This is a genomic window from Terrabacter sp. C0L_2 (assembly GCF_036352015.1).
GTDB classification, from domain to species: Bacteria; Actinomycetota; Actinomycetes; order Actinomycetales; family Dermatophilaceae; genus Terrabacter; species Terrabacter tumescens.
In genome coordinates, this window is record NZ_CP143557.1 from 3,692,262 (window position 1) to 3,713,841 (window position 21,580).

General features: G+C 72.4%; 19 protein-coding genes and 1 pseudogene. 5 read left to right on the forward strand and 15 right to left on the reverse strand.

Annotated elements, in window-relative coordinates:
- Nucleotides 1-12: 12 nt before the first annotated feature.
- The gene (locus U5C87_RS16995; protein ID WP_330473677.1) at nucleotides 13-1,260 is read left to right on the forward strand and encodes an MFS transporter; all 1,248 of its coding nucleotides are present in this window, start codon (nucleotides 13-15) and stop codon (nucleotides 1,258-1,260) included.
- Between the two features lie 314 nt (nucleotides 1,261-1,574).
- Here U5C87_RS16995 and U5C87_RS17000 read toward each other — a convergent pair.
- From U5C87_RS17000 to U5C87_RS17030, 7 genes and pseudogenes are all read right to left on the reverse strand, one after another.
- Nucleotides 1,575-2,435: pseudogene (locus tag U5C87_RS17000) on the reverse strand (glycosyltransferase 87 family protein); the annotation flags it as partial.
- Nucleotides 2,432-3,193, reverse strand: a complete 762-nt coding sequence (locus U5C87_RS17005) for a class I SAM-dependent methyltransferase (protein WP_330473678.1) — start codon at nucleotides 3,191-3,193, stop codon at nucleotides 2,432-2,434. The pseudogene U5C87_RS17000 and the gene U5C87_RS17005, both read right to left, overlap by 4 nt.
- The gene (locus U5C87_RS17010) at nucleotides 3,190-3,894 is read right to left on the reverse strand and encodes a TIGR04282 family arsenosugar biosynthesis glycosyltransferase (protein WP_330473679.1); all 705 of its coding nucleotides are present in this window, start codon (nucleotides 3,892-3,894) and stop codon (nucleotides 3,190-3,192) included. The genes U5C87_RS17005 and U5C87_RS17010 overlap by 4 nt, the downstream gene beginning before the upstream one ends.
- A complete protein-coding gene (locus U5C87_RS17015) occupies nucleotides 3,891-4,574 on the reverse strand; it encodes a glycosyltransferase family 2 protein (protein ID WP_330473680.1) in 684 nt (227 codons plus the stop codon). Before U5C87_RS17015 ends, U5C87_RS17010 begins: the two co-directional genes overlap by 4 nt.
- A 47-nt stretch (nucleotides 4,575-4,621) precedes the next feature.
- Complete coding sequence (locus U5C87_RS17020) at nucleotides 4,622-5,059, reverse strand: hypothetical protein (RefSeq protein ID WP_330473681.1); 438 nt, start codon at nucleotides 5,057-5,059, stop codon at nucleotides 4,622-4,624.
- Entirely contained in the window at nucleotides 5,059-5,691 is a 633-nt protein-coding gene (locus U5C87_RS17025; protein ID WP_330473682.1) for a molybdopterin-dependent oxidoreductase, read from the reverse strand. The genes U5C87_RS17020 and U5C87_RS17025 overlap by 1 nt, the downstream gene beginning before the upstream one ends.
- Complete coding sequence (locus U5C87_RS17030) at nucleotides 5,688-6,248, reverse strand: hypothetical protein (RefSeq protein ID WP_330473683.1); 561 nt, start codon at nucleotides 6,246-6,248, stop codon at nucleotides 5,688-5,690. The genes U5C87_RS17025 and U5C87_RS17030 overlap by 4 nt, the downstream gene beginning before the upstream one ends.
- A 114-nt stretch (nucleotides 6,249-6,362) precedes the next feature.
- On the opposite strand from U5C87_RS17030, the gene U5C87_RS17035 reads away from it, so the two are divergent.
- The 3 genes from U5C87_RS17035 to U5C87_RS17045 are packed head-to-tail and all read left to right on the forward strand — an operon-like array spanning nucleotide 6,363 to nucleotide 8,886.
- Nucleotides 6,363-7,790, forward strand: coding sequence for a glycosyltransferase 87 family protein (locus U5C87_RS17035; protein ID WP_330473684.1), 1,428 nt, complete (start codon nucleotides 6,363-6,365; stop codon nucleotides 7,788-7,790).
- The gene (locus U5C87_RS17040) at nucleotides 7,787-8,260 is read left to right on the forward strand and encodes an NAD-dependent epimerase/dehydratase family protein (protein ID WP_330473685.1); all 474 of its coding nucleotides are present in this window, start codon (nucleotides 7,787-7,789) and stop codon (nucleotides 8,258-8,260) included. The genes U5C87_RS17035 and U5C87_RS17040 overlap by 4 nt, the downstream gene beginning before the upstream one ends.
- A complete protein-coding gene (locus U5C87_RS17045) occupies nucleotides 8,155-8,886 on the forward strand; it encodes an NAD-dependent epimerase/dehydratase family protein (protein ID WP_330473686.1) in 732 nt (243 codons plus the stop codon). The genes U5C87_RS17040 and U5C87_RS17045 overlap by 106 nt, the downstream gene beginning before the upstream one ends.
- A gap of 36 nt (nucleotides 8,887-8,922) precedes the next feature.
- Here the strand turns inward: U5C87_RS17045 and U5C87_RS17050 are convergent, their stop codons facing one another.
- The 5 genes from U5C87_RS17050 to U5C87_RS17070 all read right to left on the reverse strand — a co-directional run bounded on the left by U5C87_RS17050 (nucleotide 8,923) and on the right by U5C87_RS17070 (nucleotide 14,638).
- The gene (locus U5C87_RS17050; RefSeq protein ID WP_330473687.1) at nucleotides 8,923-10,941 is read right to left on the reverse strand and encodes a phosphocholine-specific phospholipase C; all 2,019 of its coding nucleotides are present in this window, start codon (nucleotides 10,939-10,941) and stop codon (nucleotides 8,923-8,925) included.
- Between the two features lie 52 nt (nucleotides 10,942-10,993).
- Nucleotides 10,994-12,100: a glycerophosphodiester phosphodiesterase family protein gene (locus U5C87_RS17055; RefSeq protein ID WP_330473688.1), complete on the reverse strand. Its 1,107-nt coding sequence runs from the start codon at nucleotides 12,098-12,100 to the stop codon at nucleotides 10,994-10,996.
- Between the two features lie 139 nt (nucleotides 12,101-12,239).
- Nucleotides 12,240-12,983, reverse strand: a complete 744-nt coding sequence (locus U5C87_RS17060) for an amino acid ABC transporter ATP-binding protein (protein WP_330473689.1) — start codon at nucleotides 12,981-12,983, stop codon at nucleotides 12,240-12,242.
- Entirely contained in the window at nucleotides 12,980-13,762 is a 783-nt protein-coding gene (locus tag U5C87_RS17065) for an amino acid ABC transporter permease (RefSeq protein ID WP_330473690.1), read from the reverse strand. Before U5C87_RS17065 ends, U5C87_RS17060 begins: the two co-directional genes overlap by 4 nt.
- 42 nt (nucleotides 13,763-13,804) lie before the next feature.
- Nucleotides 13,805-14,638, reverse strand: coding sequence for an ABC transporter substrate-binding protein (locus tag U5C87_RS17070; RefSeq protein ID WP_330473691.1), 834 nt, complete (start codon nucleotides 14,636-14,638; stop codon nucleotides 13,805-13,807).
- A gap of 405 nt (nucleotides 14,639-15,043) precedes the next feature.
- On the opposite strand from U5C87_RS17070, the gene U5C87_RS17075 reads away from it, so the two are divergent.
- Nucleotides 15,044-16,324, forward strand: coding sequence for a hypothetical protein (locus U5C87_RS17075; protein ID WP_330473692.1), 1,281 nt, complete (start codon nucleotides 15,044-15,046; stop codon nucleotides 16,322-16,324).
- A gap of 39 nt (nucleotides 16,325-16,363) precedes the next feature.
- On the opposite strand, the gene U5C87_RS17080 is transcribed toward U5C87_RS17075, so the two are convergent.
- Genes U5C87_RS17080 through asnB form a run of 3 tightly spaced genes read right to left on the reverse strand, consistent with a single transcriptional unit; the run spans nucleotide 16,364 to nucleotide 21,386 of the window.
- Entirely contained in the window at nucleotides 16,364-17,656 is a 1,293-nt protein-coding gene (locus tag U5C87_RS17080; RefSeq protein ID WP_330473693.1) for a YncE family protein, read from the reverse strand.
- Nucleotides 17,653-18,603, reverse strand: coding sequence for a polysaccharide deacetylase family protein (locus U5C87_RS17085; protein ID WP_330473694.1), 951 nt, complete (start codon nucleotides 18,601-18,603; stop codon nucleotides 17,653-17,655). The genes U5C87_RS17080 and U5C87_RS17085 overlap by 4 nt, the downstream gene beginning before the upstream one ends.
- Nucleotides 18,600-21,386: an asparagine synthase (glutamine-hydrolyzing) gene (gene asnB / locus U5C87_RS17090; RefSeq protein ID WP_330473695.1), complete on the reverse strand. Its 2,787-nt coding sequence runs from the start codon at nucleotides 21,384-21,386 to the stop codon at nucleotides 18,600-18,602. Before asnB ends, U5C87_RS17085 begins: the two co-directional genes overlap by 4 nt.
- Nucleotides 21,387-21,580 lie beyond the last annotated feature (194 nt).

Genomic DNA, 21,580 nt, shown 5'->3' on the forward strand with positions numbered 1-21,580 from the left:
CCAGGAGCCACCATGAGCCAGACCGCGGCCAGCCCCCGCGCGGACGCCGAACCCGACCTGTCCGGCCAGACCCGCAACCTCGCGCTCGCCCTCTTCGCCTTCACCATCACGTTCTGGGCCTGGAACATCATCGGCCCGCTCGGGGTGCGCTACACCGGCCAGATGGGCCTGAGCAGCAGCCAGAAGGCGCTGCTCGTCGCGACTCCCGTGCTCGTCGGCTCGGTCGGGCGCATCCCGGTCGGGGCGCTGACCGACCGCTTCGGCGGCCGCGTCATGTTCCCCCTGCTGACCCTGGCGAGCATCCCGTTCGTGCTGCTCGTCGCCGTCGCGGGCAACGCGCACTCCTTCCCGCTCATGCTCGTCTTCGGCTTCTTCCTCGGCATCGCGGGCACGACGTTCGCGGTGGGCATCCCCTTCGTCAACGCGTGGTTCCGCGCCGACCGGCGCGGCTTCGCGACCGGCGTGTTCGGCGCCGGCATGGGTGGCACCGCCCTGTCGGCCTTCTTCACCCCGCGGTTCGTGACGTGGTTCGGCTACACGACGACGCACGTCATCCTCGCCGTCGCGCTGGCGGCGACCGCCGCGATCTGCTGGACGTGGATGCGCAACTCGCCGGTCTGGCACCCCAACACCGACCCCGTCGTGCCCAAGCTCGCCGCAGCGCTGCGCCTGCCGATCACCTGGCAGATGTCGTTCCTGTATGCCGTCGCGTTCGGTGGGTTCGTCGCCTTCTCGACGTACCTGCCGACCTACCTCAAGGACGTCTACTCCTTCGACCTCACGGCAGCCGGCACCCGCACGGCAGGCTTCGCCATCGCGGCGGTGCTGGCCCGCCCGCTCGGCGGCAGCCTCAGCGACCGCATCGGCCCGCGCCGGGTGCTCGCCATCTCGCTCGCCGGCACCACGGTCCTCGCGGTCGTGCTCGCGCTCCGGCCCCCGCTCGAGCTGCCCGCCGGGATCTCCTTCGTGGCCATCGCGTTCTTCCTCGGCCTGGGCACCGGAGGGGTCTTCGCCTGGGTGGCCAAGGCGGCGCCGGCCGAGCGGGTCGGCAGCGTCACCGGCCTCGTCGGCGCGGCGGGCGGCCTCGGTGGCTACTTCCCACCGCTCGTGCTCGGCGCGACGTACGAGAAGCTGCTGCCGCAGTACGGCGTGGGCCTCGTGCTGCTCGCCGTCGTCGCCGCCACGGCCCTGGTCTTCTCCCAGATCGGCATCCGGTCGGCCGTCACGAGCTCACCGGAGCGGCGGCCCCGTCGGGCCTGAGCCACCGGCCGGCCCGCCGTCGGTGCGGGTGCGGGTGCGGGCCGGGCGAGGGCGGCCAGGCACGCGACGCCCACCACGGTGACCGAGCTCGCCGCGAGCTGCCCGACCGGGCCTGGCAGCCCGGTGAGCGCCGTGGACCAGTGCGGTGCGGTGACGGCCACCACGACCGTCACGCCGGCCAGCAGCCGTGCGCCCTCGCGCCAGCAGAGCAGGCCCGCCGCGGGGAGCAGCAGCCAGTGGTGCGACCACGAGATCGGGGAGACGAGGAGACCGGCCAGGCCGGCGACGACGACCCCCTCGACGGGAGGCCGCCTGCGTCGCCGGACCATGGCCACCACCGCAAGCCCGAGCACGACCACGCCGGCCACGACCCACACCGGGACCGCCGCTCCGGGCACGGCTCGGGTCGCGGCTCCGAGGAGGCTCTGGTTGTCCACGTAGCCGGGGTCGCCGACCCGGTCGGCCCTGACGACGAGCTCGCTCCAGAAGCGGACGGCCGACCGCGGCAGCGCCACCAGCCCGATCACGACCGTGAGGACGAAGCCGAGAGCCAGGTGGGCCAGTGCGCGGCCCTCCCGACGCACCGCGAGGTGCAACCCGAAGACCAGCGGCGTCAGCTTCAGCCCCGCGGCCAGCCCGGTGAGCCAGCCCCGGTGACGCGCCGGGACCACGAGCAGGTCGACGAGCACGAGCCCGACGACGACGCCGTTCACCTGGCCGAGGTGCAGCCCACGCAGCACCGGCTCGCTGCCGACGGCGAGGGCCAGGACCACGGGGAGGCGGTCGGCGCGGGCCGTCGCGAGGACCGCTCCCCCGTCGGCGCCGTCCGCAGGGTCGGGGTCGGACAGCCAGACGGTCTGCGCCGCCCAGGCGGCCGCTCCGGCGGTGGTCACCCCGAGCACCACGAGGCTGAGCGACGGCGCCAGCGTCACAGCGGCGGCGAGGACGGCGGCGAACGGCGGGTAGGTGAAGGGGTACTCCGGACGCACGGCATACGGGTCGAGACCCGAGAGCCAGCGCTCACCGGCACGCTCGTAGACCTCGAGGTCGACGTGCCCACCACGGACCGCCACGATCGTCGCGACGACCAGCGCCACGGCGAGCAGCGCCCGACCTGGCCACCTGACCCACGTGGCCCACCTGACACATGTGGCCCACGTGCTCGGCACGGTCACTGCCGTGCGTCGCCGCGACGCAGGAGGACGAAGTGCCGACCACCGCGCCTCAGCCGTCCGTGCGGAGCCAGACCGACCGTCCTCGCGACGGACTCGACGACTCGTGAGCCGGCCACCGCCCACGGGAAGGCAGCACTGCCCGAGCCATCCGCTGCGACGAGCACTGCGGCGAAACGGTGGTCACGCTCGGGGTCGAGGTCGCTCTCGACGACCACGATGCCGCCTGGGGCAGTGAGCTCGGCGCACCGGGCGAGCAGCACCTCCGGGTCACCGCCGATCCCGATGTTCCCGTCGAGCAGGAGCGTCGTCCCCCAACCGCCCTCCCCGGGCACGTCGTCGAAGACCGAGCAGTGCTCGACCGGCCGTCCGGCGGCACGGGCCACCGCGACGGCGGCCGGGGAGACGTCGATGCCGAGCGCGACCCGGCCGCGCCGACGGGCCTCGGCCACCATGCGTCCCGGGCCGGAGCCGACGTCGAGCACGGAGCCGGACGTCCGCCGCAGCAGCAGGCGGTCGACGCGGTCCGCGTCGTCGAGGTAGCGGGCCACCTCGACGACCCAGGGCGTCACCCCCGGCGCATCCCGCGGCCGCAGGAGCAGTGTGCCGATGCCGAGAGCCAGCGCGACCTCGTAGGGCAGGGCTCCCCCGTGACCGAAGTGGACGGTGCGGCCTTCTGCCGGCCCCGTCCCAGGGTGGGCCGTGGCCTCCACCGGCTCCTGCGACGCCGTCGTCACCGCGGCGCTCACGGAGAGCCTCATGACGCCACCGCGGCGGGAGGCGCCGCCGGCACGGACCCGGGAGTGGCCCGAGCAGCGCCGGCGAGCTCGGCGGTCTCGGAGAGCTCGGCGATCGAGGCGTGCCACTGGGCCGCGAACCGGCTCCGCGGCGCCGCAGCAGCGACCGCGACGGCCTCGGCCGCCGTGTCGACGTCGACGAGGACGGGGACGTCGCGGGTCCTCAGGCCGGCCGCGTCGAGACGGCCGCGCACCTCGTCCCCCGTCGACGCGAGGGACATCGGGACACCGCGCACGACGTCGCCCGTCGGCTCCCGCAGCCCGAGCAGCCAGAAGCCGCCGTCGGCCGCCGCCCCGAACCAGGCGTCGACGTCGTCGGGCCACGGCTCGGACGCAAGCCGACGGAGCAGCCGCGCGTCGACCTGCGGGGTGTCCATCCCGATGAGCACCGTCGGCCCCTCGCACGCGTCGAGCAGATGGGCCAGACGCACGTCGAGCGGCCCATCACACTGCGTCATCACCTCGAAACCGTCTGCAGCGCAGTCTGTCTCGACTCCGTCGAGATAGAGGAGCGGGCGGCCTCCGGCACGACGCACCGCGTTGAGGGTGTCCGTCAGGGCTGCCCGTGCGACGAGCGCGGCGTGCGCCGGGGTCAGGGGCGGGCACAGCCGGGTCTTCACCCGACCGGGCACGCACTCCTTGGCCACGACCGCGAGCGTCGTCATCGTGCCGTCTCCGCGAGCAAGCGCGACATGTCGAGGACCACCTGGAGGCTGCCCCGGACCGTGCCCGTCACCTTCGAGCGCCCGACCCGGGGCGCATAGGCCACGTCCTCCTCGCGGATGCGCCACCCGGCCGCCTGCGCCCGCAGCACCGTCTCGAGCGGGTAGCCGCTGCGCCGGTCGGTGAGTCCGAGACCCAGGAGGGCCTCGCGCCGACCGACCCGCAGCGGGCCCAGGTCCGCGAGGACCAGTCCGGTCCGGCGCCGGATCCTCCGCGCGAGCTCGCGGTTGGCGAGCCGTGCGTGCAGGGGCCACGCCCCACCCGAGACCGGGCGACGCCGTCCGAGGACGAGGTCCGCGTCGCCGGCCACGACCCTCCTGGCCAGCCGGGTCACGTCCGCCAGGTCGAGCGAGCCGTCGGCGTCGCAGAAGGCCACCAGCGGCGCGGTGGCCGCGCACAGACCGGCGTGGGCCGCCGCTCCGTAGCCACGCTGGGGCTCGCTGACGACCAGGGCGCCGAGCCGCGCCGCGATGGCCGCGCTGCCGTCCGTCGAACCGTTGTCGACGACGACCGCACGACAACCGGTCGGCACGGCAGCGAGCACCGCGGGCAGGGCCCGGGCCTCGTCGAGGCACGGGAGGATGATGTCGACGAGGACGTTGCTGGCTGACGTCGGATGCACGTCACTGACGCTAGGAGGCCGGCACGGGCAACGGTGTTGCGAAGTCCTTACGAACCGCGAACGTCCGAACGACGCTGCAACACAAGCACACTCGCGACAGTGACCACAGCGACCACAGCGACCACAGCCCAGACGACGCCGAGCGTCACCGCGTAGTCGTGGGTGAGGACCGTGGGGTTGGAGGTGCCTCGACCCTGGGCCACGACACCGGGGACCAGCACGAGGGTCAGCACGGAGCCCACGACGAGACCGACGCGCAGGATGCCACGAGAGGCAGGCGACAGGGCGCGACCGCCCCGCTCGATCATCCGCGACACGACTGCGGTCGCCGGCGCCACCAGTGCGTCGTGCACGACGATGGCACCGGCCAGCCAGACACCGAGGCCCCCGAGCTGCCCGACGGTGAGGTGCGCGAGGGCCTCGGCCACCCCGACGGCGACGAGGCCCGCACCGACCACCACGAGGAGCACCCGGACGGCTCGCATCACAGCACCTCGATCGAGGAGAGCCACTTGGTCTGGAGCACCCCGGGACGTCCGGGTGCGATGACCCGTGCCGGGTAGCCGTGCTCCACGTGGAGGGGTCGGCCCCCGAGGGCGAGCGCGACGAGCGTCAGGGGGTCGGCGGCATACTCCCCCGGCATCTCGGTGACCCGGTAGGCGCCGTCCCGCTCGAGGCTCGTCAGGCGCAGGCGCGACCCCGGCGAGGCACCGGCCGCGACGAGCAGGTCCCGCAGCGCGACGCCGTCCCACACGCCGTCGGCGCTCCAGCCCTCCACGCAGGCGATCGGCAGCGCCGAGCGCGACTGCGGCATGGCCAGCAGGCTCTCCCGCGAGAAGGAGGTGCTCGACGTCGGGGTGCGCACGAGCAGCCGCCACCCGGGGTCGATCGCGGCGGTGGTGACCCTGGCCTGCGCCGCGGTGCGGTTGACGGGCACGCCCTGCGGCCCGACGTTCCGGTCCCGCGGGACGACCCGGGCCAGGGGCTCGAGCCAGCCGACGGTCTGTCCGGCGCCGAGCAGACCCAGCGCTGCGACTCCGAGGCCCGTGGACGTGAGCAACGTGCGCCGCGACACCTGGTCGGCTGACTTCGAGGCATCGATCTCTCGGCGCCTCAACGGGATCCACCTCCCGCACGCCAGTGGGTCACGATCAGCGGCAGCTTCACCGCGACATGGAGGAGCACCGCTCCAGCCATCACCCAGGCGAGCGCGTAGTGCGTCTGCCGGAACGGGAACGGCCACGGGTACCACTGGAAGGTGTTGACGAGGCCGATCACCGGCTGGAGGAGGCTGGTCGACACGAGCAGCGCCACCGACAGCCGCTCGACGGCACCGGGCAGGGAGGTGACCGGAGGCCACTCGAAGAGCCTCGGGTAGACCACCCACAGCTTGGCGAGCACGAGGGGCAGCATCATGGTGCCGAGAAGGACGTGCGCGCCCTGCGTCCACTGGTAGAGGCCGGCCGGACGCGTCGGCAGCGTGAGCCACGTCGGCGGCTCCTGCACGACGTGGCTCCACATCCCCGTGAGCAGGACGACCACCAGGTCGGCTCCGAGGAGCCGCCCGATGACGACCGCGTTCCGGGTCGTGCGCGCCGGCGAGTCGAGCCCGCGGCGGACGGCTTCCAGCCGTGGGACGACGAGGTCGTCGATGTTCTGCGTGAGTCGGTTCACGCTCTCCAGCGTCGGGTGCGAGCTCCGCCACGACCATGACGGACTTCTTACGAAGTGCGAACGCCGTTGGTGCGGAAGCGTTCCGGCGGCGCCGACGTCGGCATGATCGGTCGGGTGAGAACCGCCCTGACCACCCTGACGCTCGTCGCGCTCGCCGTCGTGACGTCCCGGCTCATCGCGGCCGAGTCGATCTTCGACGGGGCCGACGCGCTGCCCCTGCTCGGGTGGACCGCGGTCGCCTGGGTCCTCTTCGCGGTGGCGTGGTGGTCCCAGCGGGGGCTGCCCCGGCGGCATGCGGCCGCGCTCGTGGTGCTCGGCACGGTGGCCATCGGCGTCGCCGCCATGGCCGGCCCGCCGAACACCAGCACCGACTCGGCCCGCTACGCCTGGGACGGGATCGTGAGCGACGCGGGCATCTCGCCGTACGCCCACGCGCCCGTCTCCGACGCCCTGGACGGGGTGCGCGAGCCCTGGCTCTTCCCACCGGCGACGGCCGCGTCCGACGGCACGGCGCGCTGCGCGGGCTCGCGCGTCGTCACGACGCGCAGCGTCCCGGACGGAGACATGCTCTGCACGACCTTGAACCGCCCGTCCGTCCCGACCATCTACCCGCCGGTCGCGCAGGGCTGGTTCGCGCTCGTGCGCGGCGCAGTCCCTCCGAGCGCGACGTGGTGGCCGATGCAGCTGGCCGGCCTGGTCCTCGTCGTGGCGGTCACGCTCATGGTGATGCGCCTGCTGTCCCGCCGCGGGCTCGACCCGTGCCGGGCGGCGTGGTGGGGGTGGTGCCCGTTCGTGGCCTCGGAGGCGGTCACGAACTCCCACGTCGACGCGCTCGGCGTGGCGCTCGTCGTGGGCGCCACTCTCGCGGCGGCTGCCCTCGTGGTCGTGCCGGGCCGCACGGGCCGGGCTGACCCCGGGCCGGCGACACGACGTCCCGTTCTCGTCGGGGTGCTGCTCGGGCTCGCCGCTGCGGTCAAGTTCGTGCCCGGCACGGCAGCCCTGCCCCTCGTCCGCCTCAGCCCGGTCAAGGTGGTCACCGCCGCAGCGGTGACGTTCGTCGTGGTCTACGTCCCGTTCGTGCTCGTCTCGGGCGGGGCCGTGCTCGGCTACCTGCCGGGCTACCTGCGGGAGCAGGGATACGAGAGCGGTGACGGCTTCACCCTGGCGAACCTCGTCGTGCCGGGGCCGGCCGCCTCCGCCGTGTCGGTCGTCGCCCTCGTCGTCGTCGCCGTGGCCCAGTGGCGCCTCGCCGACCCCGACGACCCGTGGACCGCGCAGCTCGTCGGTGCGGGCGCCATGCTCCTCGTCCTGAGCTCGCCCTACCCGTGGTACGCGCTCGTGCTCGTGCCCTTCATCGCCCTCACCGGCCGCTGGGAGTGGTTCGTGGTCCCCGTCGTCATGACCGCCCACCTGCTCGTCCCGGAGGTCGCGGTGATGCGCGGCGTGGTCCCTCTCGCCGTCGTGGTCGTCGTGGCCGGATGGCTCCTGAGACGCCGCGCCGGCACGCCGCGCGCCGTCGCGCACGAGGAGGTGCTCGCATGACCACGCTCGTCACGGGGGGCGCGGGGTTCATCGGGTCGCACGTCGTGGAGGCCCTCGTCCGCGACGGTCACCGGGTGCGCGTCCTGGACTCGCTGCGACCCGACGTGCACGGACCGGCGCCGGACCTCAGCCCGCTCCGGGGGCTCCGCGGCGTCGAGGTCGTCGTGGGTGACACCACCTCGACGCGCGACGTCGCGGGCGCCCTCGTGGGCTGTGACCGCGTCGTGCACCTGGCGGCCAAGGTCGGCCTCGGCGTCGACTTCGCCGACACGGAGGACTACGTGCACACCAACGCAACCGGCACCGCCGTGCTTCTCGGGGCGATGGCCCGTGCCGACGTCCGGCGTCTCGTGCTGGCGTCTCCATGGTCGTCTACGGCGACGGCGACTACCTCGACGAGACAGGCACGGTCGTGCGTCCGCGCCCGCGCCGCCGCGTCGACCTCGAGGCCGGACGGTTCGATCCCGTAGGCGTCGACGGTGGGGCGCTCCGGCCCACGCTCGTCGGCGAGGGCTCGCTGCTCGACCCGCAGAACGTGTATGCCGCCACGAAGCTGCACCAGGAGCACCTCGCGACGGCCTGGGCGCTCTCCTGCGGTGGGAGCGCCATCGCCCTGCGCTTCCACAACGTCTACGGTCCGCGGATGCCGATGAACACCCCGTATGCGGGTGTCGCCTCCATCTTCCGGTCGGCCGTCGAACGGGGTGACGCACCGCTCGTCCTCGAGGACGGGGCGCAGCGCCGCGACCTCGTCCACGTGCGCGACGTGGCCGACGCAGTGGCCGTGGCGCTCGAGGCCACCGGGTCGCGACCGCCCGCGACGATGCGCCCCTACAACGTCGGCAGCGGCGTCGTGCACACGATCGGGGAGCTCGCCGCGGCGCTCAGCACCGCTGCCGGCGGGCTCGCCCCGGTCGTCACCGGCGGATACCGCAGCGGTGACGTGCGGCACGTCACCGCCAGCTCGGAGCGCGCTGCGGCCGAGCTCGGGTGGCGGGCCCGGATCGGGTTCGAGGAGGGGATGCTCGAGCTCGCGCACGCGCCGCTGCGGCCACCGGCCGGCTCCGCCCCGCCCACCAGACGGCGTGCCGGGTGAGCGGGGCGGGACGATCCCTCTGCGGGCCGGGCCGCGTCAGCGCGTGGCCGTGCGCCCCAGGGCCGGCTCGCTGATGGACGGGCGACCCGTCTCGAGGTGACCGGCCAGTCCCCGCAGGAACGTGCCGTCGTGCGCGACCACGGTCAGGTCGTACCACCCGCCGTTGACGGAGGTGTCGACGACGAAGGCCCGCTTCCCGACGACGGATGTCCCGGCATACGCGTCGTCGATCGTGACGCGCACCCCGCGGGGCGCCTCGACGGCCACCGACAGGTGCTGCGTGCGCCCGATCCTCGAGACCTCGACGCGCACCCGGTCGGTCCGCGTGTCGCCGGCGAAGCGTCGGAAGAAGCCGTTCGGGCCGTGCAGGTGGATGTCGTACTCCCCACTGACCGGCCAGCTCGCCCGCAGCTCGTCGCCCGCGCCCACGGTGTAGCTGTGCGGCGCACCCGCAGGCTCGACCAGGCGTGCCTGCACGTGCGTGCCGCGGCGCCCGCGGTTCTCGAGGTCGACGGTGACGGCGCCACGCGTGGCGACCTCCCGCACCTCGAGCGCGTACGGCGTCGGGCGCGCAGGACGCGTGCCCGGCTCCTGCGACGGCATGGACGCCTCGGCGGGCGGCGTGGGCCGGTACGACGGGTGACGCTGGTCGTCGAACGGCTTCCAGCTCGTCGTGCTCGGGAGTGCTGGCACCTTCTCTTCGATCTTCCCGAAGTCGAACGCCGAGGTCAGGTCGCCGGCGACCGAGCGCCTCCACGGGGTGATGTTGGGCTCCTTGACCCCGAAGCGTGTCTCCATGAGCCGGATCACCGACGTGTGGTCGAACGTCTCCGAGCTGACCCAGCCGCCGGTGCTCCACGGCGAGACGACGAACATCGGCACGCGCGGGCCCATGCCGTAGGCGCCTGGACCGTGCTCACCGTCATAGAACTCGTCCACCGTCGAGACCGTCGACGCGCCGGGGATGACGGGCGAGTTCGGGTGCGGCGGCACGAGGTGGTCGAAGAAGCCGTCGTTCTCGTCGTAGGTGATGAGCAGGACCGTCCTGGCCCAGACCTCGGGGTTCGACGTCAGGGTGTCGAGGACCTTGGAGATGTACCAGGCCCCGTAGTTCGTCGGCCAGTTCGAGTGCTCGCTGAAGGCCTCCGGCGCCGCGATCCAGCTGACGGACGGCAGGGTGCCTGCCTCGACGTCGCGGCGGAGCAGCTCGAAGTAGTCCTGTCCGTCTCGGGCCCTCGTGCCGCGACGCGCCCTCTCGTAGAAGGGATCTCCCGGCTTCGCGTCGCGGTAGCGGTTGAAGTAGAGCAGCGAGTTGTCGCCGTAGTTGCCGATGTAGGGGTCGGACGTCCAGCCCCACGAGCCCGCGCCGTCGAGGCCGGTGCCCTCGTCCTGGTAGACCTTCCACGAGACGCCGGCCTGCTCGAGCCGCTCCGGGTAGGTGCGCCAGTCGTAGCCGAGCTCGTCGTTGTAGAGGACGGGGCCGCCGCCCTTGCCGTCGTTGCCCGTCCACCCCGACCACAGGTAGTAGCGGTTGGGGTCGGTGTTGCCGATGAAGGAGCAGTAGTAGGCGTCGCACACCGTGAAGGCGTCGGCGAGCGCGTAGTGGAACGCCGCGTCCTGACGCTCCAGATGAGCCATCGTCGTCGTGCCCTTGGCCGGCACCCACCCGTCGTAGTGCCCCTTGTTGACCGCCGCCTGGCCGTCCGTCCAGCTGTGCGGCAGGCCCTCGAGGAACGCGGCACCGAGGTCGTCGACGGTGGGATGGAAGGGCAGCACGTCGCGCGCGCCGTCGGACTGGTGCCACACGTTCTTGCCGCTGGGCAGGCGCGCGGGGTGCGGGTCGCCGAAGCCGCGGACGCCGCGCAGGCTGCCGAGGTAGTGCTCGAAGGACCGGTTCTCCTGCATCAGGACGACGATGTGCTCGACGTCCTTGAGCGAGCCGGTCGCGCGGTTGGCGGGGATGGAGGCAGCGCGCGCGATGCTCTCGTTGAGCATCGTCGCCGCCGCGGCTCCCCCGGCGATCCGGAGGAAGCGACGTCGGTCGAGGTCGACCATGGGAACTCCTGGTGTGGTGGAGGATTCGTGAAGGTGGTGTATGCCGTGGGGCTCAGCGGGGCGCGTACGCCTTGGGCAGGCGCATGCCCCGGTCGACCATGATCTGGCGGACCCGGTTGGGGTAGTCGGTGATGACACCGTCGACGCCGAGGTCGATGAGGGCGCTCACCGTCGCCGGGTCGTCGCAGGTCCACGGGATGACCTTCAGGCCGCGGGCGTGGGCCGACTCGACCATGGCTCGGTCGGGGTAGAAGCGGAAGCCGGGGTCGGCCACCGTGCCGTTCTGCGGGAAGCCGTAGTTGGGCGAGAGCGCCGTCAGGCCGGGGACAGCGGCAGCGGCCGTCGCGACGTAGTCACCGCCGAAGTCGTCGGCGTCGACGCCACCGAGCCACGGCGACGCGCCGGGCCTGCCGACCTGAAGGAAGTCGTAGTTGGTCAGGGCGACGAGCGGCCACGTCGGCGCGAGCCGGTGCATGACGTTGAGCGCGCCCCAGTCGAAGGACTGGATGGTGACCTGGTCCTCGATGCCGGAGGCGTGGATCTCCTCGTAGACCCGGCGGACGAAGAGGTCACGCGGGGCGGTCTGCTCGGGGGCTCCCGCCTCGACCTTGGTCTCGATGTTGAGGGTGACCTGCTTGGCGTCGTAGGCCTTGACGAGGTCGAGGACGTCCTTGAGCTCGATTATCCGGAAGCCGGCGACCCGCTCCTGGTCGGGAAAGCCCGGGAGCTGCTGGTAGCCGCAGTCCATCGACTTCACCTGGGCGAGGGTGAGGTCCTTGATGTACTTGCCGACGTACGGGTACATCGGGTCCCCCAGCGTGACCGGCGCGGTGTCGCGGCACTTCGTCGCGCTGACCTGCCGGTCGTGGTTGACAACGACCTTCTCGTCCCTGGTGACCTGCGTGTCGAGCTCGAGCGTCGTGACACCGAGTCGCATGGCCTTGGCGAAGCCCTCGAGCGACTCCTCGGTCGTCATGCCGATGCCGCCGCGGTGGGCCTGCAGGTCGAAGTGGGTCTTCTGCGGCCGGACGCCGTAGCCGTGACCGGTCTCCCCTGCGGTGGTCGCAACGGTGGCGGCGGTGGCGGCGGCCTGCCCGAGGGCTCCTGCCGCGAAGGGGCCCGCCAGGGCCAGGCTGATCAGGAGCTGTCGCACACGCATCGGGGGGGTCCTCTGCTCGGGGCCGGACTGACCCCTCGACGCTAGGGACCGCTCACCCCGCCGAGGTGCCCATGACATGGCGCTGCCGTGAACCCTCGCCCAACAGCGGCGAAAACGGGACGAACACCCCTGATCGGGGCTAGAGCACCTGGGAGAGGAAGCGCTGCAGGCGCTCGGTCTCCGGCGCCTCGAACAGCTGGTCGGGGGCTCCGGACTCGACGACCCGCCCGTGGTCCATGAATAGCACCTGCTGCGCGACCGATCGGGCGAAGCCCATCTCGTGCGTGACGACGAGCATCGTCATGCCCTCGGCGGCGAGCTCGGCCATCGTGGCGAGGACCCCCTTGACGAGCTCCGGGTCGAGGGCCGAGGTGGCCTCGTCGAAGAGCATGACCTCGGGCTCCATGGCGAGGGCGCGGGCGATGGCGACGCGCTGCTGCTGGCCGCCGGAAAGGTTGCCGGGGCGCACGTCGGCCTTGTGCGCGAGGCCCACGCGGTCGAGGTGGTGCAGGGCCTTCTCGTCCGCCTCGTCCTTGGGCAGTCCCTTGAGCTTGGTCAGACCGAGCGTCACGTTGGCACGGACGGTCTTGTGCGGGAAGAGGTTGAAGTGCTGGAACACCATGCCGACCCGCTGCCGCAGCGCGTCCGGGTTGTCGCGCAGCACGCTCCGCCCGTCGAGCAGCACGTCGCCACGGTCCGGCTCGAGGAGCCGGTTGACGACGCGCAGCAGCGTCGACTTGCCCGAGCCCGAGGGACCGATGACGCAGGCCGTCGTCGCGGCCGCGACCTCGAGGTCCACGCCTCGCAGCACGCGGTTGGCGCCGAAGGCGAGGTGGACGTCGCGGGTCGCGACGGCGACGCCGTGGACGGGAGCGGTGGTCATCGGGCCTCCTGGGTCTGGGCGACGGGCGCCTCGACGCGGTCGTCCACCCCGTCACCGCCGTCGGCGCCGTCGGCGCGGCGGCCCTCCCGCAGACGGCGGTCGATGGCGTTGACGGCGTGGGTCAGCGGGACGGTGACGAGAAGGTAGAACAGGCCGGCGAGGACGAGTGCCGACTGGTTACCGGTGTTGGCGGCTGCGTCCTGCCCGATCCGGAAGAGGTCGCGCTGGCTGGCGAGCAGGCCGAGGAAGTAGACGAGCGAGCTCTCCTTGATGAGCGCGATGAACTGGTTGACGAGCGCTGGCAGGACGCGCCGCACCCCTTGCGGGATGACGACGAGGCGCATGCCCGACGGACGACTGAAGCCGAGCGCCCGGGCCGCCTCGAGCTGCCCGTCGTCGACGCTCTGGATGCCGGACCGGAAGATCTCGCCGATGTAGGCGCTCGCGATGAGCGAGAGCGCGAGGATACCGAGCGGGTAGGGGTTGGGACCCCAGATCTGCAGCCCCACGGGCGACAGGCCGACCCCGATGAGCAGGATCGTCACGGCAGCAGGGAGACCGCGGAAGATGTCGGTGAACACCCTTGCAGGCCAACGCAACCAGCGTCGGTGCGAGAGCCCGCACACGGCCAGCACCATGCCGAGCACCGTGCCGATGACCGCCGAGGTGAGGGCCAGGATGAGCGTGTTGGGCAGGCCGACGCGGAGCAGCTCCGGCAGGGCCTCGCGCATGGCGTCGAGGTCGAAGAAGGTCTCCCGCAACGTGGTCAGGATGTCCATCCGGCCCTCCTCTCGGTGATGGTGTGGTCTAGGACGGTCGCGTCACTGCGACGCGGCGGAGCCGCTGCCGGGCTTGAAGTCGGCCGGGATCTCGCGGCTCGGGTAGTACTGCTTCTGGAGCTTCGCCCACGTGCCGTCGGCGACGACGGCGTCGATGCCCTTGTCGAGCGCCGCGCGCAGCTTGTCGTTGCCGGGCGCCACGGCATACGCGATGCCGCCCGGGTCGAGCTGCTTGGCCACGGCGAGGACCTTGCCCCCGGACTCGCCGGCCGTCTTCTCACCGATCTCGGCGGGGGTGATCCAGGCGTCGGCGGTGCCGGTGCGCAGCTGGTTCAGCGCCGCGTTGTAGTCGGGCACGCGGACGGGGTCGAGGTTCTCGCGCGTGGCGTAGTCGTCCTGGACCGTGCCCTGGACGACGACGACGCGCTTGCCGGCGAGCTGGTCGAAGGAGGTGATGCTCGAGCCCTTCGGCACGTCGAGGCCGAGGAAGCCGAAGTCGTACTTGTTCGTGAAGTCGACGGTCTTCTTGCGCGCCTCGGTGATGCTGATCGAGGACGAGCCCACGTCGAACTTGCGCGTCTTGACCTGCGCCAGCAGTGAGCTGAACTCGGTCCCGACGAACTCGACCTTGAGGCCGAGCTTGGCGGCGACGGCGGTCAGCAGGTCGTTGTCGAAGCCGGTGAACTTACCGTCCTTGAGGAAGACGTTCGGCGGTGCGTCCGTCAGGGTGCCCGCACGGAGCGTCCCGGGCTGCTGGAGGTCGTAGGGGTTGTCCGCTGCACTCTCGGTCGCCGTGGACCCACCGCCGCAGGCTGCGAGCGACAGGGCGACGAGGGCAACGGCGGAGGCGGTGACGGAGCGCGTGAGCAGAGGCATGGGTGAGGTCCTTGGGAGTCAGCAGGTCGGGCAGGTCAGCAGCTCGGGCAGGTCGGCAGGTCGGGTGCGTCAGGGCATGGCGAAGCGCCGGGTGCGCGAGCGTCGCTGCAGGAGTGCGGTGTCCGCGCGCATCGTCGTCGACGCGCGACCGGACGGCCTGACAGGACGAGTGGCGTCGCCGGCGCACGTCCTGACCTACAGAACGTTATAGGACGAGTAACGCGAAGTGATAATCGGGTCCATCTTCGCCGGCTCCGCCCAGCAGCGACCACGCACGGATGCAGGGTTGAGCACCGGGAACGGTGCGGATCACCCACCGAGGGGGAATCCGTGTGCGGCCGGGTCCAGCACGCTCGGTGCACCACCCACGCCCCACCGACCCGCCACGAGGAAGCTGAGGCCACCGTGAACCCGGTGCTCGCGTTCGTCATCGTCATGCTCGTCTGGACCGTCAGCGACCTCGTCGCGAAGAAGACGCAGTCGCTGCTGTCCTCGCTCTTCGTCGCCTCGATCATCTTCCTCGTCGGGTTCCTCACCGACGTCTTCCCCGAGGACCTCCTCGCCAGCTCCAGCCTGCTGGCGCTGGCCGGCGTCGTCGTGGGTTTCGTCATCGTGCACCTCGGCACGATGATCAGCCTCGACGACTTCAAGAAGCAGTGGAAGACGCTGCTCGTCGGCATCGCGACCGTGGTCGGCATCGGGCTCACCCTGCTGCTCGCCGGCTTCCTCTTCGGGCCGCGTATCAGCGGCTCTGCGGCCGACGGCTACGCGCAGGCACTCGACTTCGTCATCGCCGGCACCAGTGCGCTGAGCGGTGGGGCGATCTCGGTCCTCATCGTCCAGGAGGCCGCCCTCGGGGTCGGCCTGACGAGCATCGCCGTCTTCCCCGTGCTCATCGCCGCGCTTCAGGGCCTCATCGGTTTCCCCCTCACCTCGATCATCCTGCGGCGCGAGGCGGCCCGGCTCAAGGCCGAGTACCGCGCGGGCACGCTCGTCGCGGCGGGAGGCGCCGCGTCGGCCGCCGCCGACGACAACCCGTCCACGGGCGCAGCCCCACCCGCGCCAGACACCGCACCCGCCCCCGCACCCGACCCCGCACCCGAGACGAGGTTGCCGGCCTTCCTGCGCACGACGGCGGGGACGCTCTTCGTCGTCGGGGCCGTGGTCCTCGTCAGCCTCGGGATCAACAACCTCACCGACGGCATCCTCAACACGTTCGTCGTGGCGCTCGTCCTCGGCATCGCCCTCCGGACGGCCGGCATCCTCAGGCCGTCGGTGCTCTCGGGCATCGACGCGTTCGGGCTCATGATGATCGCGGTCATGATCCTCGTCTTCGGTCCGCTCGCCACGGTGAAGCCGTCGGACGTGGCCGCCCTGGCCGGCCCCCTGCTCATCGCGTTCGTCTTCGGCGTCGTCGGGATCACCGGCTTCTCGGCCCTCGTCGGCAAGCTGCTCGGCTACAGCGTGCCGATGTCGGTTGCCATCGGGCTCACCTCGCTCTACGGCTTCCCCGGCACGATGATCCTGTCCCAGGAGGCGGCCAAGGGTGCCGGCGAGACGCCCGAGGAGGTCGCGGCGATCGAGCACGAGATCCTGCCGAAGATGATCGTGGCCGGCTTCTCGACCGTGACCATCACCTCCGTCGTCATCACGAGCATCATCGCCGGGCGGATCGGGGGCGGCTGACCCGCCCGTCGGACATCTGTCGCCGACCGCGCCGCCTCGTCAGCGCATGTTGCCGGTGTGCCCGAGGGAGTAGCGGCCCGGCTGCGGCCAGACGAGCAGGCCGTGCGGACCGGGTCGCACCGGGATCCGGTGCGTCAGCCTCCCGGTGACGGTGTCGATCACGTAGACGCAGGCGTCGTAGCGCCCCGAGAACCACAGCTCGCGTCCGTTCGCGGTGACTCCGCCCATGTCCGGCGAGCCACCGGGCAGGCGCCAGGTGGCGAGCCGGCGCAGGTGGACGGCGTCCAGCACGGTGACGCTCCCCTCGTCGCGGTTGCTCACGAAGATGCGCTGCGCGTCACGGGAGGGGTAGATGCCGTGCGCCCCGCGGCCCGTGGGCACGAAGCGCTGCACGGCGAAGGTGGCCGCGTCGAGCACCCACACCCCGTTGCGGAGCATGTCCGCCACGAGGAAGGACCGTCCGTCGGGAGCGAGCCGGACGTCCTGCGGCATCGAGCTCGCGCCCGCCGCGAGCATGCCGGCGGGCCCACCCATGGACCGCGCGTGTGTCGGGGACGTCGCCCCGGGTGTCGCGACCCGGTTGAGGTCGACGATGCGGATCACTCGGGTGGCTGACGCGTCGAGGACGGCGAGCTGCCCGCTGAACTCGCAGCTGACGACGACGCGGGTCAGGTCAGCCGTGAAGTCGGCGTGGTTGACGCCCTTGCACGGCACCGGCAACGACCTCTGCAGGGCCATCGTCCGGGCGTCTCGGACGTCGACCCGCCGCAGCCGCTCGGCCATGACGAGGGCATGCTTCCCGTCAGGTGTGAAGTAGAGGTTGTACGGGTCGCGCACGGGGACGGGGGCGCCCATCCTGCCGGTGCGGGGGTCGATCGGGGTCAGGGCGTTGCCCGCGTCACTGTTGACACAGAGCCGGCGCAGGTCGTGTGACGGCACCACGTGCTCGGGTGAGCGGGGAACGGCCCGGGTGGAGATGACGGCATACGTCCTCGGGTCGATGATCTGGACGGTCCCGGCGCGCTGGTTCGGCACGTAGACGAGGGGCCGGGCGCGCTCGGCCTCCGTCGACAGGTTCGAGGCCCCGGTGAATGCGTACGGTCCCGAGAGCTCGGACGCGGCCCGTGCGGTCGGGCTCGAGGACGGGCTCGGTCCGGAGGTCGTGGTCGTCCCGGACGTGGCACCCGGTTCCAGCGTCGACGGCGCACCCGTCGCGGACGTCTGGGCGACCGAACAGCTCGCGAGCACCGAGGCCACGGCCAGCACGACCACGGCGGCCCGGCCCACGACTGCGGCACGCGAGCACCCCACTCTCCCAAGCGTGCCCGTCATGCGAGCAGCTCGGTGACCGTGACCGCCCGGAGTCCGCGTGTCCGCAGGCCGGAGAGTATGCCGGGCAACGCGGCCACCGTGCCGGCGTGACCCAGGTGGAGGCTGACGATACTCCCGGCGCGGACTGCCGCCAGCGTGCGGTCCCGCACCGCGCTGGCGCCGGGGTCGAGGAAGTCCTGCGGGTCGACGTCGTAGGAGATGCACCGCTGGTAGCCCGCGGCGCGGGCCGCTGCCCGGATGACCGCCGTGCTCGTCGGGGTCCCCGAGGGACGGAACAGCAGGCCGGCGGATCCTCGGACCGACGCGACCTCGGCGGCTCCTCGGCTGACCTCCGTCTCGGCCTCGGCCGCCGTCAGCCGCCGCATCGGCTGGTGGCTCCACGTGTGGTTGCCCAGGTCGTGTCCCTCCGCCAGGATCGCCCGCCCGAGAGCGGGGTTCGCCCGCAGCCACTGGCCGACGGCGAAGACGGTGAGGTGGGCGCCGTGCGCGCGGGCGACGGCGAGCACGGCGGACGTCCGCGCCGCGGGACCGGCCCCGTGGAAGGTGAGTGCGACCGCCGGGACGTCCCGCGGTCCCGAGCCGATGTCCTCTCCGGCCGAGGCCAGGACCGACTGCCGTCCCGGCGTCGGGGACGCCGTGGTGCCCGTCGTTACCCGGGCTCCACTGCCGGTGGTCCTGGGGTTCGGTGAGGCCGCCAGCCCTGTCGCAGCACTCGTCCCGACCGGTCCCCCGGTCGTCGGCGTCCCCGGCGCCCCTGACGTCCCGGCGGGCGAGCACGCCGCGACACCCAGGGCGCCGATGACGCCGGCAGCGGCGGCCAGCACGGTGCGGCGGGAGGCCGCGGGGCTGGCGGAGTGGTCCTCGGATGCGGATGCGTCGGCAGGCAAAGGCAGCTCGCTGGCGTCCGGGCCGTCGGGCACGGTGGTGTCCGGTTGCGGATCCGTCATCCCGGCCATCCGGTCGAGTGGCCGACACGAGCTCGCGCCGGCACCGACAGCGGCGAGACCGACGCCTGCCGATGGTGGTCTCGACCCCGTGGCTCTGCGGAGGCGACGCGACGGTCGTCGAGGACGAGGGCGAGGGGTGTCTGCCCGGCGCCGCGACCCCACGGGTCGTCGGCGAGCATCTGCTCCAGACGGACGACGGGGGTCGCAGCGTCCGTGCCGAGGACGGTGCACCCGCGATCGTCTGCGTCCACCACGACCGTGCCGCAGAACGTCGCGGCGAGCGCGTCCGGCAGGGCCTGACGAAGTGCCTTGCTGAGGGTGGCTGCCACGGCTGCCGGGTCCTTGGGGGCGAGCCTGAACGACGTGTTCGCTGCCGGTGCGGAGCCCTGCTCCCGATCGTCGCTGCCCGCCACGATGCTGCCGACCTCTCTCTCGAAGAGGCCACGGCGCCCCACCAGTCGTCCCGCGGCGTCCGCCGCCGCGGCGGTGAGCACGCGGGGCAGGCCGACCTCGTCGATCGCGAGCTGCATCGCGAAGGGCGAACCGAAACCGATGCCTGCACCGGTACGGGCGGCTTGCCGGCTGAGCAGCCGCGCGGTCCGGGTCACCGGGATGTCCCAGACGTCGAACGTCCGGTGTTGCGTCGTGGCCACGACCTTCCCGGAGACGAACACGTACCACCGCCGGGACCGGGCCGCGGCCGGTCGCTCGTCCCCCAACCCGTCGAGGTACGCGGTGACGTGCTGGACGACGAGGCTCGTCAGGTCGTCCTGGCCGGTGACGCGAGGCGTGCCGACCAGGTGCCGGCGCGCCAGCGAGCCGTCGGAGAGCACGAGGTCGACCGCCGTGCCGCGGCTGGTCCCGACCGTGGGAACCGCTGCGGGCCGGGCCGACTCTTCGGGCTCGGGTCGTGGGTCGATGAACTCGCGCAGCCAGAGCTCGAGGTTGAGGATGCGCCAGAAGGCCATCGAGTCCAGCGACCCTCGGCCGCTCAGCCACAGGTCGAACGCGCTGAGCACCTCGGCCTGGTCGAAGTACGGCCGGCGCGCGAACGACTCGGACAGGAACACCCGGTAGATCTGCTCGCGCTGCTCGTGGAACCACTCGTTCTGCGGCGTGGTGAACCCGATCTTGTTGCGGCGCCGCGTGATCGAGGGCGGCAGGACGTCCTGCTCCGCGTCCCGCAGGACCGCCTTGTTCCAGCCGCCGCTGATGATCGCGTCGTCGGGCATGGCGAAGACGGTGCGCACCAGCTGCGGGTCGAGGAAGGGTACGCGCCCCTCGACGGAGAAGCGCATGGAGTTGCGGTCCTCGTAGCGCAGCAGCGCCGGCAGGGACGCGACGAAGAGGTCGTGGACGAGCCGGTGGCGCAGGTCGGCCCCGGCCACGGCATACCTGTCGTCGGCGTGGTCCGCGACGAACTCCGGTCGCAGCAGCTCGCCGAAGGATCCGCCGCCACGGATGCGGGTCCGCAGCCGGGCCCGCACCACGGTGCCCAGGACGTCACGGGTGGCGAACGCCTCGGCGATGCCCGCCCGGCGGTCGCGCCTCAGCAGGTCGCGCAGGTGCGTCACGGTCTGGGGCACGTAGCCGGCGAGCATCTCGTCGGCGCCCTGCCCGTCGAGCATGACGGTGACGTGACGGCTCGCCTCCTTCATGACCCGGTACTGCGCGTACGGACCCGTCGAGACGACGGGCTCCTCCTGCGTCCGCACGAAGTCGGCGAGGTCGGCGAACATCTCGTCGGACGTGGGCCGTACGCGGTGCGACTCGACCCGGTCCGAGCAGGCTGCGACCGCGTCGTCGACCCAGCGCTCCTCGTCGTTGCGATAGCCCGAGAAGACCGCCGAGAAGGTCTGCTGACGGTGACCGACGGCCACGGCCGAGTCGTCGTGCGCGGTGAGCAGCCGGTCGATGCCGACGGCGATCGCCGAGCTGTCGAGGCCGCCGGACAGCGAGGTGCCCACGGGCACGTCGGCGCGCAGCCGCAGCGCGATGGACTCCTTGAGCCCCTCCCGCATCGCAGCGACGGTCTCGGGACCCGCGCCGGTGGCCGGCGGACGGGTCGCGACGAGGTCCTGCTGCAGGGTGGCGAACTGGCGCCGTTCGAGACCGCGCGCGCTGATCGTGGCCATCTCCCCCGGCAGCAGCCGCTCGATGCCCTCGAAGAAGGTCGACGCCCCGTCGTCGTGCACCCGGTGGCGCAGGTAGCGGTAGATCGTGCGCTCGTCGGGCGCCGGGTCCCGCAGGCCGGTGGCGAGGATCGGCTTCATCTCGCTCGCGAAGAGCCACGCCTCGCCGGTCCCGGTCGCTCCGCCCACGCCGCCGTCCTGAGTCGTCACCCGGCTGAGGTGCAGCGGCTTGATCCCGAAGTGGTCGCGGGCCAGGGTCAGGGTCTGCTCGTCGCGGTCCCAGACGGCGAGGGCGAACATCCCGTTGAACCGGTCGAAGGCGTCGGCCCCCCACGCGGCATACGCCTGCAGCACGACCTCGGTGTCGCTCTGCGTCACGAACGTGCGCGACTCCGCCTCGAGCTGGGCGCGCAGCGTCCGGTAGTTGTAGACCTCGCCGTTGTACGCGAGGACGAAGCGCCCGTCGGCCGTGGCCATGGGTTGGCGCCCACCCTCACGGTCGATGATCGACAGGCGCTGGTGGGCCAGGCCGACCGGACCGTCCACGAAAGTGCCTTGGTCGTCCGGTCCGCGGTGCCGCTGGGCCGCGCCCATCCGTTCGAGCAGCCCACGGTCCGGGCCGAGGCCGAAGTAGCCGGCGATGCCACACACGGGCAGTCCCTTCCCAACGTTTGTCTGACCGGCCATGTCTGACAGACGCGCCTGAGAGGACGCTGGGCGCAGGCCGCACACTGGCCGGGCCCCACCAGTTTCCCAGCGTGCGCCGCACCTCGCCGGCCTTCGGCGGAGCTTGGGTATGTGTCGCTCGTGACCCTCCCTCCCGGCGTCCTGTCCACCTCGACCGC

Bases quoted from the DNA above. Each gene is read 5' to 3' on its own strand.
- U5C87_RS16995 (WP_330473677.1), top strand. From the start codon at position 13: ATGAGCCAGACCGCGGCCAGCCCCCGCGCGGACGCCGAACCCGACCTG.
- U5C87_RS17005 (WP_330473678.1), bottom strand. From the start codon at position 3,193: ATGAGGCTCTCCGTGAGCGCCGCGGTGACGACGGCGTCGCAGGAGCCG.
- U5C87_RS17010 (WP_330473679.1), bottom strand. From the start codon at position 3,894: ATGACGACGCTCGCGGTCGTGGCCAAGGAGTGCGTGCCCGGTCGGGTG.
- U5C87_RS17020 (WP_330473681.1), bottom strand. From the start codon at position 5,059: ATGCGAGCCGTCCGGGTGCTCCTCGTGGTGGTCGGTGCGGGCCTCGTC.
- U5C87_RS17040 (WP_330473685.1), top strand. From the start codon at position 7,787: ATGACCACGCTCGTCACGGGGGGCGCGGGGTTCATCGGGTCGCACGTC.
- U5C87_RS17045 (WP_330473686.1), top strand. From the start codon at position 8,155: ATGGTCGTCTACGGCGACGGCGACTACCTCGACGAGACAGGCACGGTC.
- U5C87_RS17050 (WP_330473687.1), bottom strand. From the start codon at position 10,941: ATGGTCGACCTCGACCGACGTCGCTTCCTCCGGATCGCCGGGGGAGCC.
- U5C87_RS17055 (WP_330473688.1), bottom strand. From the start codon at position 12,100: ATGCGTGTGCGACAGCTCCTGATCAGCCTGGCCCTGGCGGGCCCCTTC.
- U5C87_RS17060 (WP_330473689.1), bottom strand. From the start codon at position 12,983: ATGACCACCGCTCCCGTCCACGGCGTCGCCGTCGCGACCCGCGACGTC.
- U5C87_RS17065 (WP_330473690.1), bottom strand. From the start codon at position 13,762: ATGGACATCCTGACCACGTTGCGGGAGACCTTCTTCGACCTCGACGCC.
- U5C87_RS17070 (WP_330473691.1), bottom strand. From the start codon at position 14,638: ATGCCTCTGCTCACGCGCTCCGTCACCGCCTCCGCCGTTGCCCTCGTC.
- U5C87_RS17080 (WP_330473693.1), bottom strand. From the start codon at position 17,656: ATGACGGGCACGCTTGGGAGAGTGGGGTGCTCGCGTGCCGCAGTCGTG.
- U5C87_RS17085 (WP_330473694.1), bottom strand. From the start codon at position 18,603: ATGACGGATCCGCAACCGGACACCACCGTGCCCGACGGCCCGGACGCC.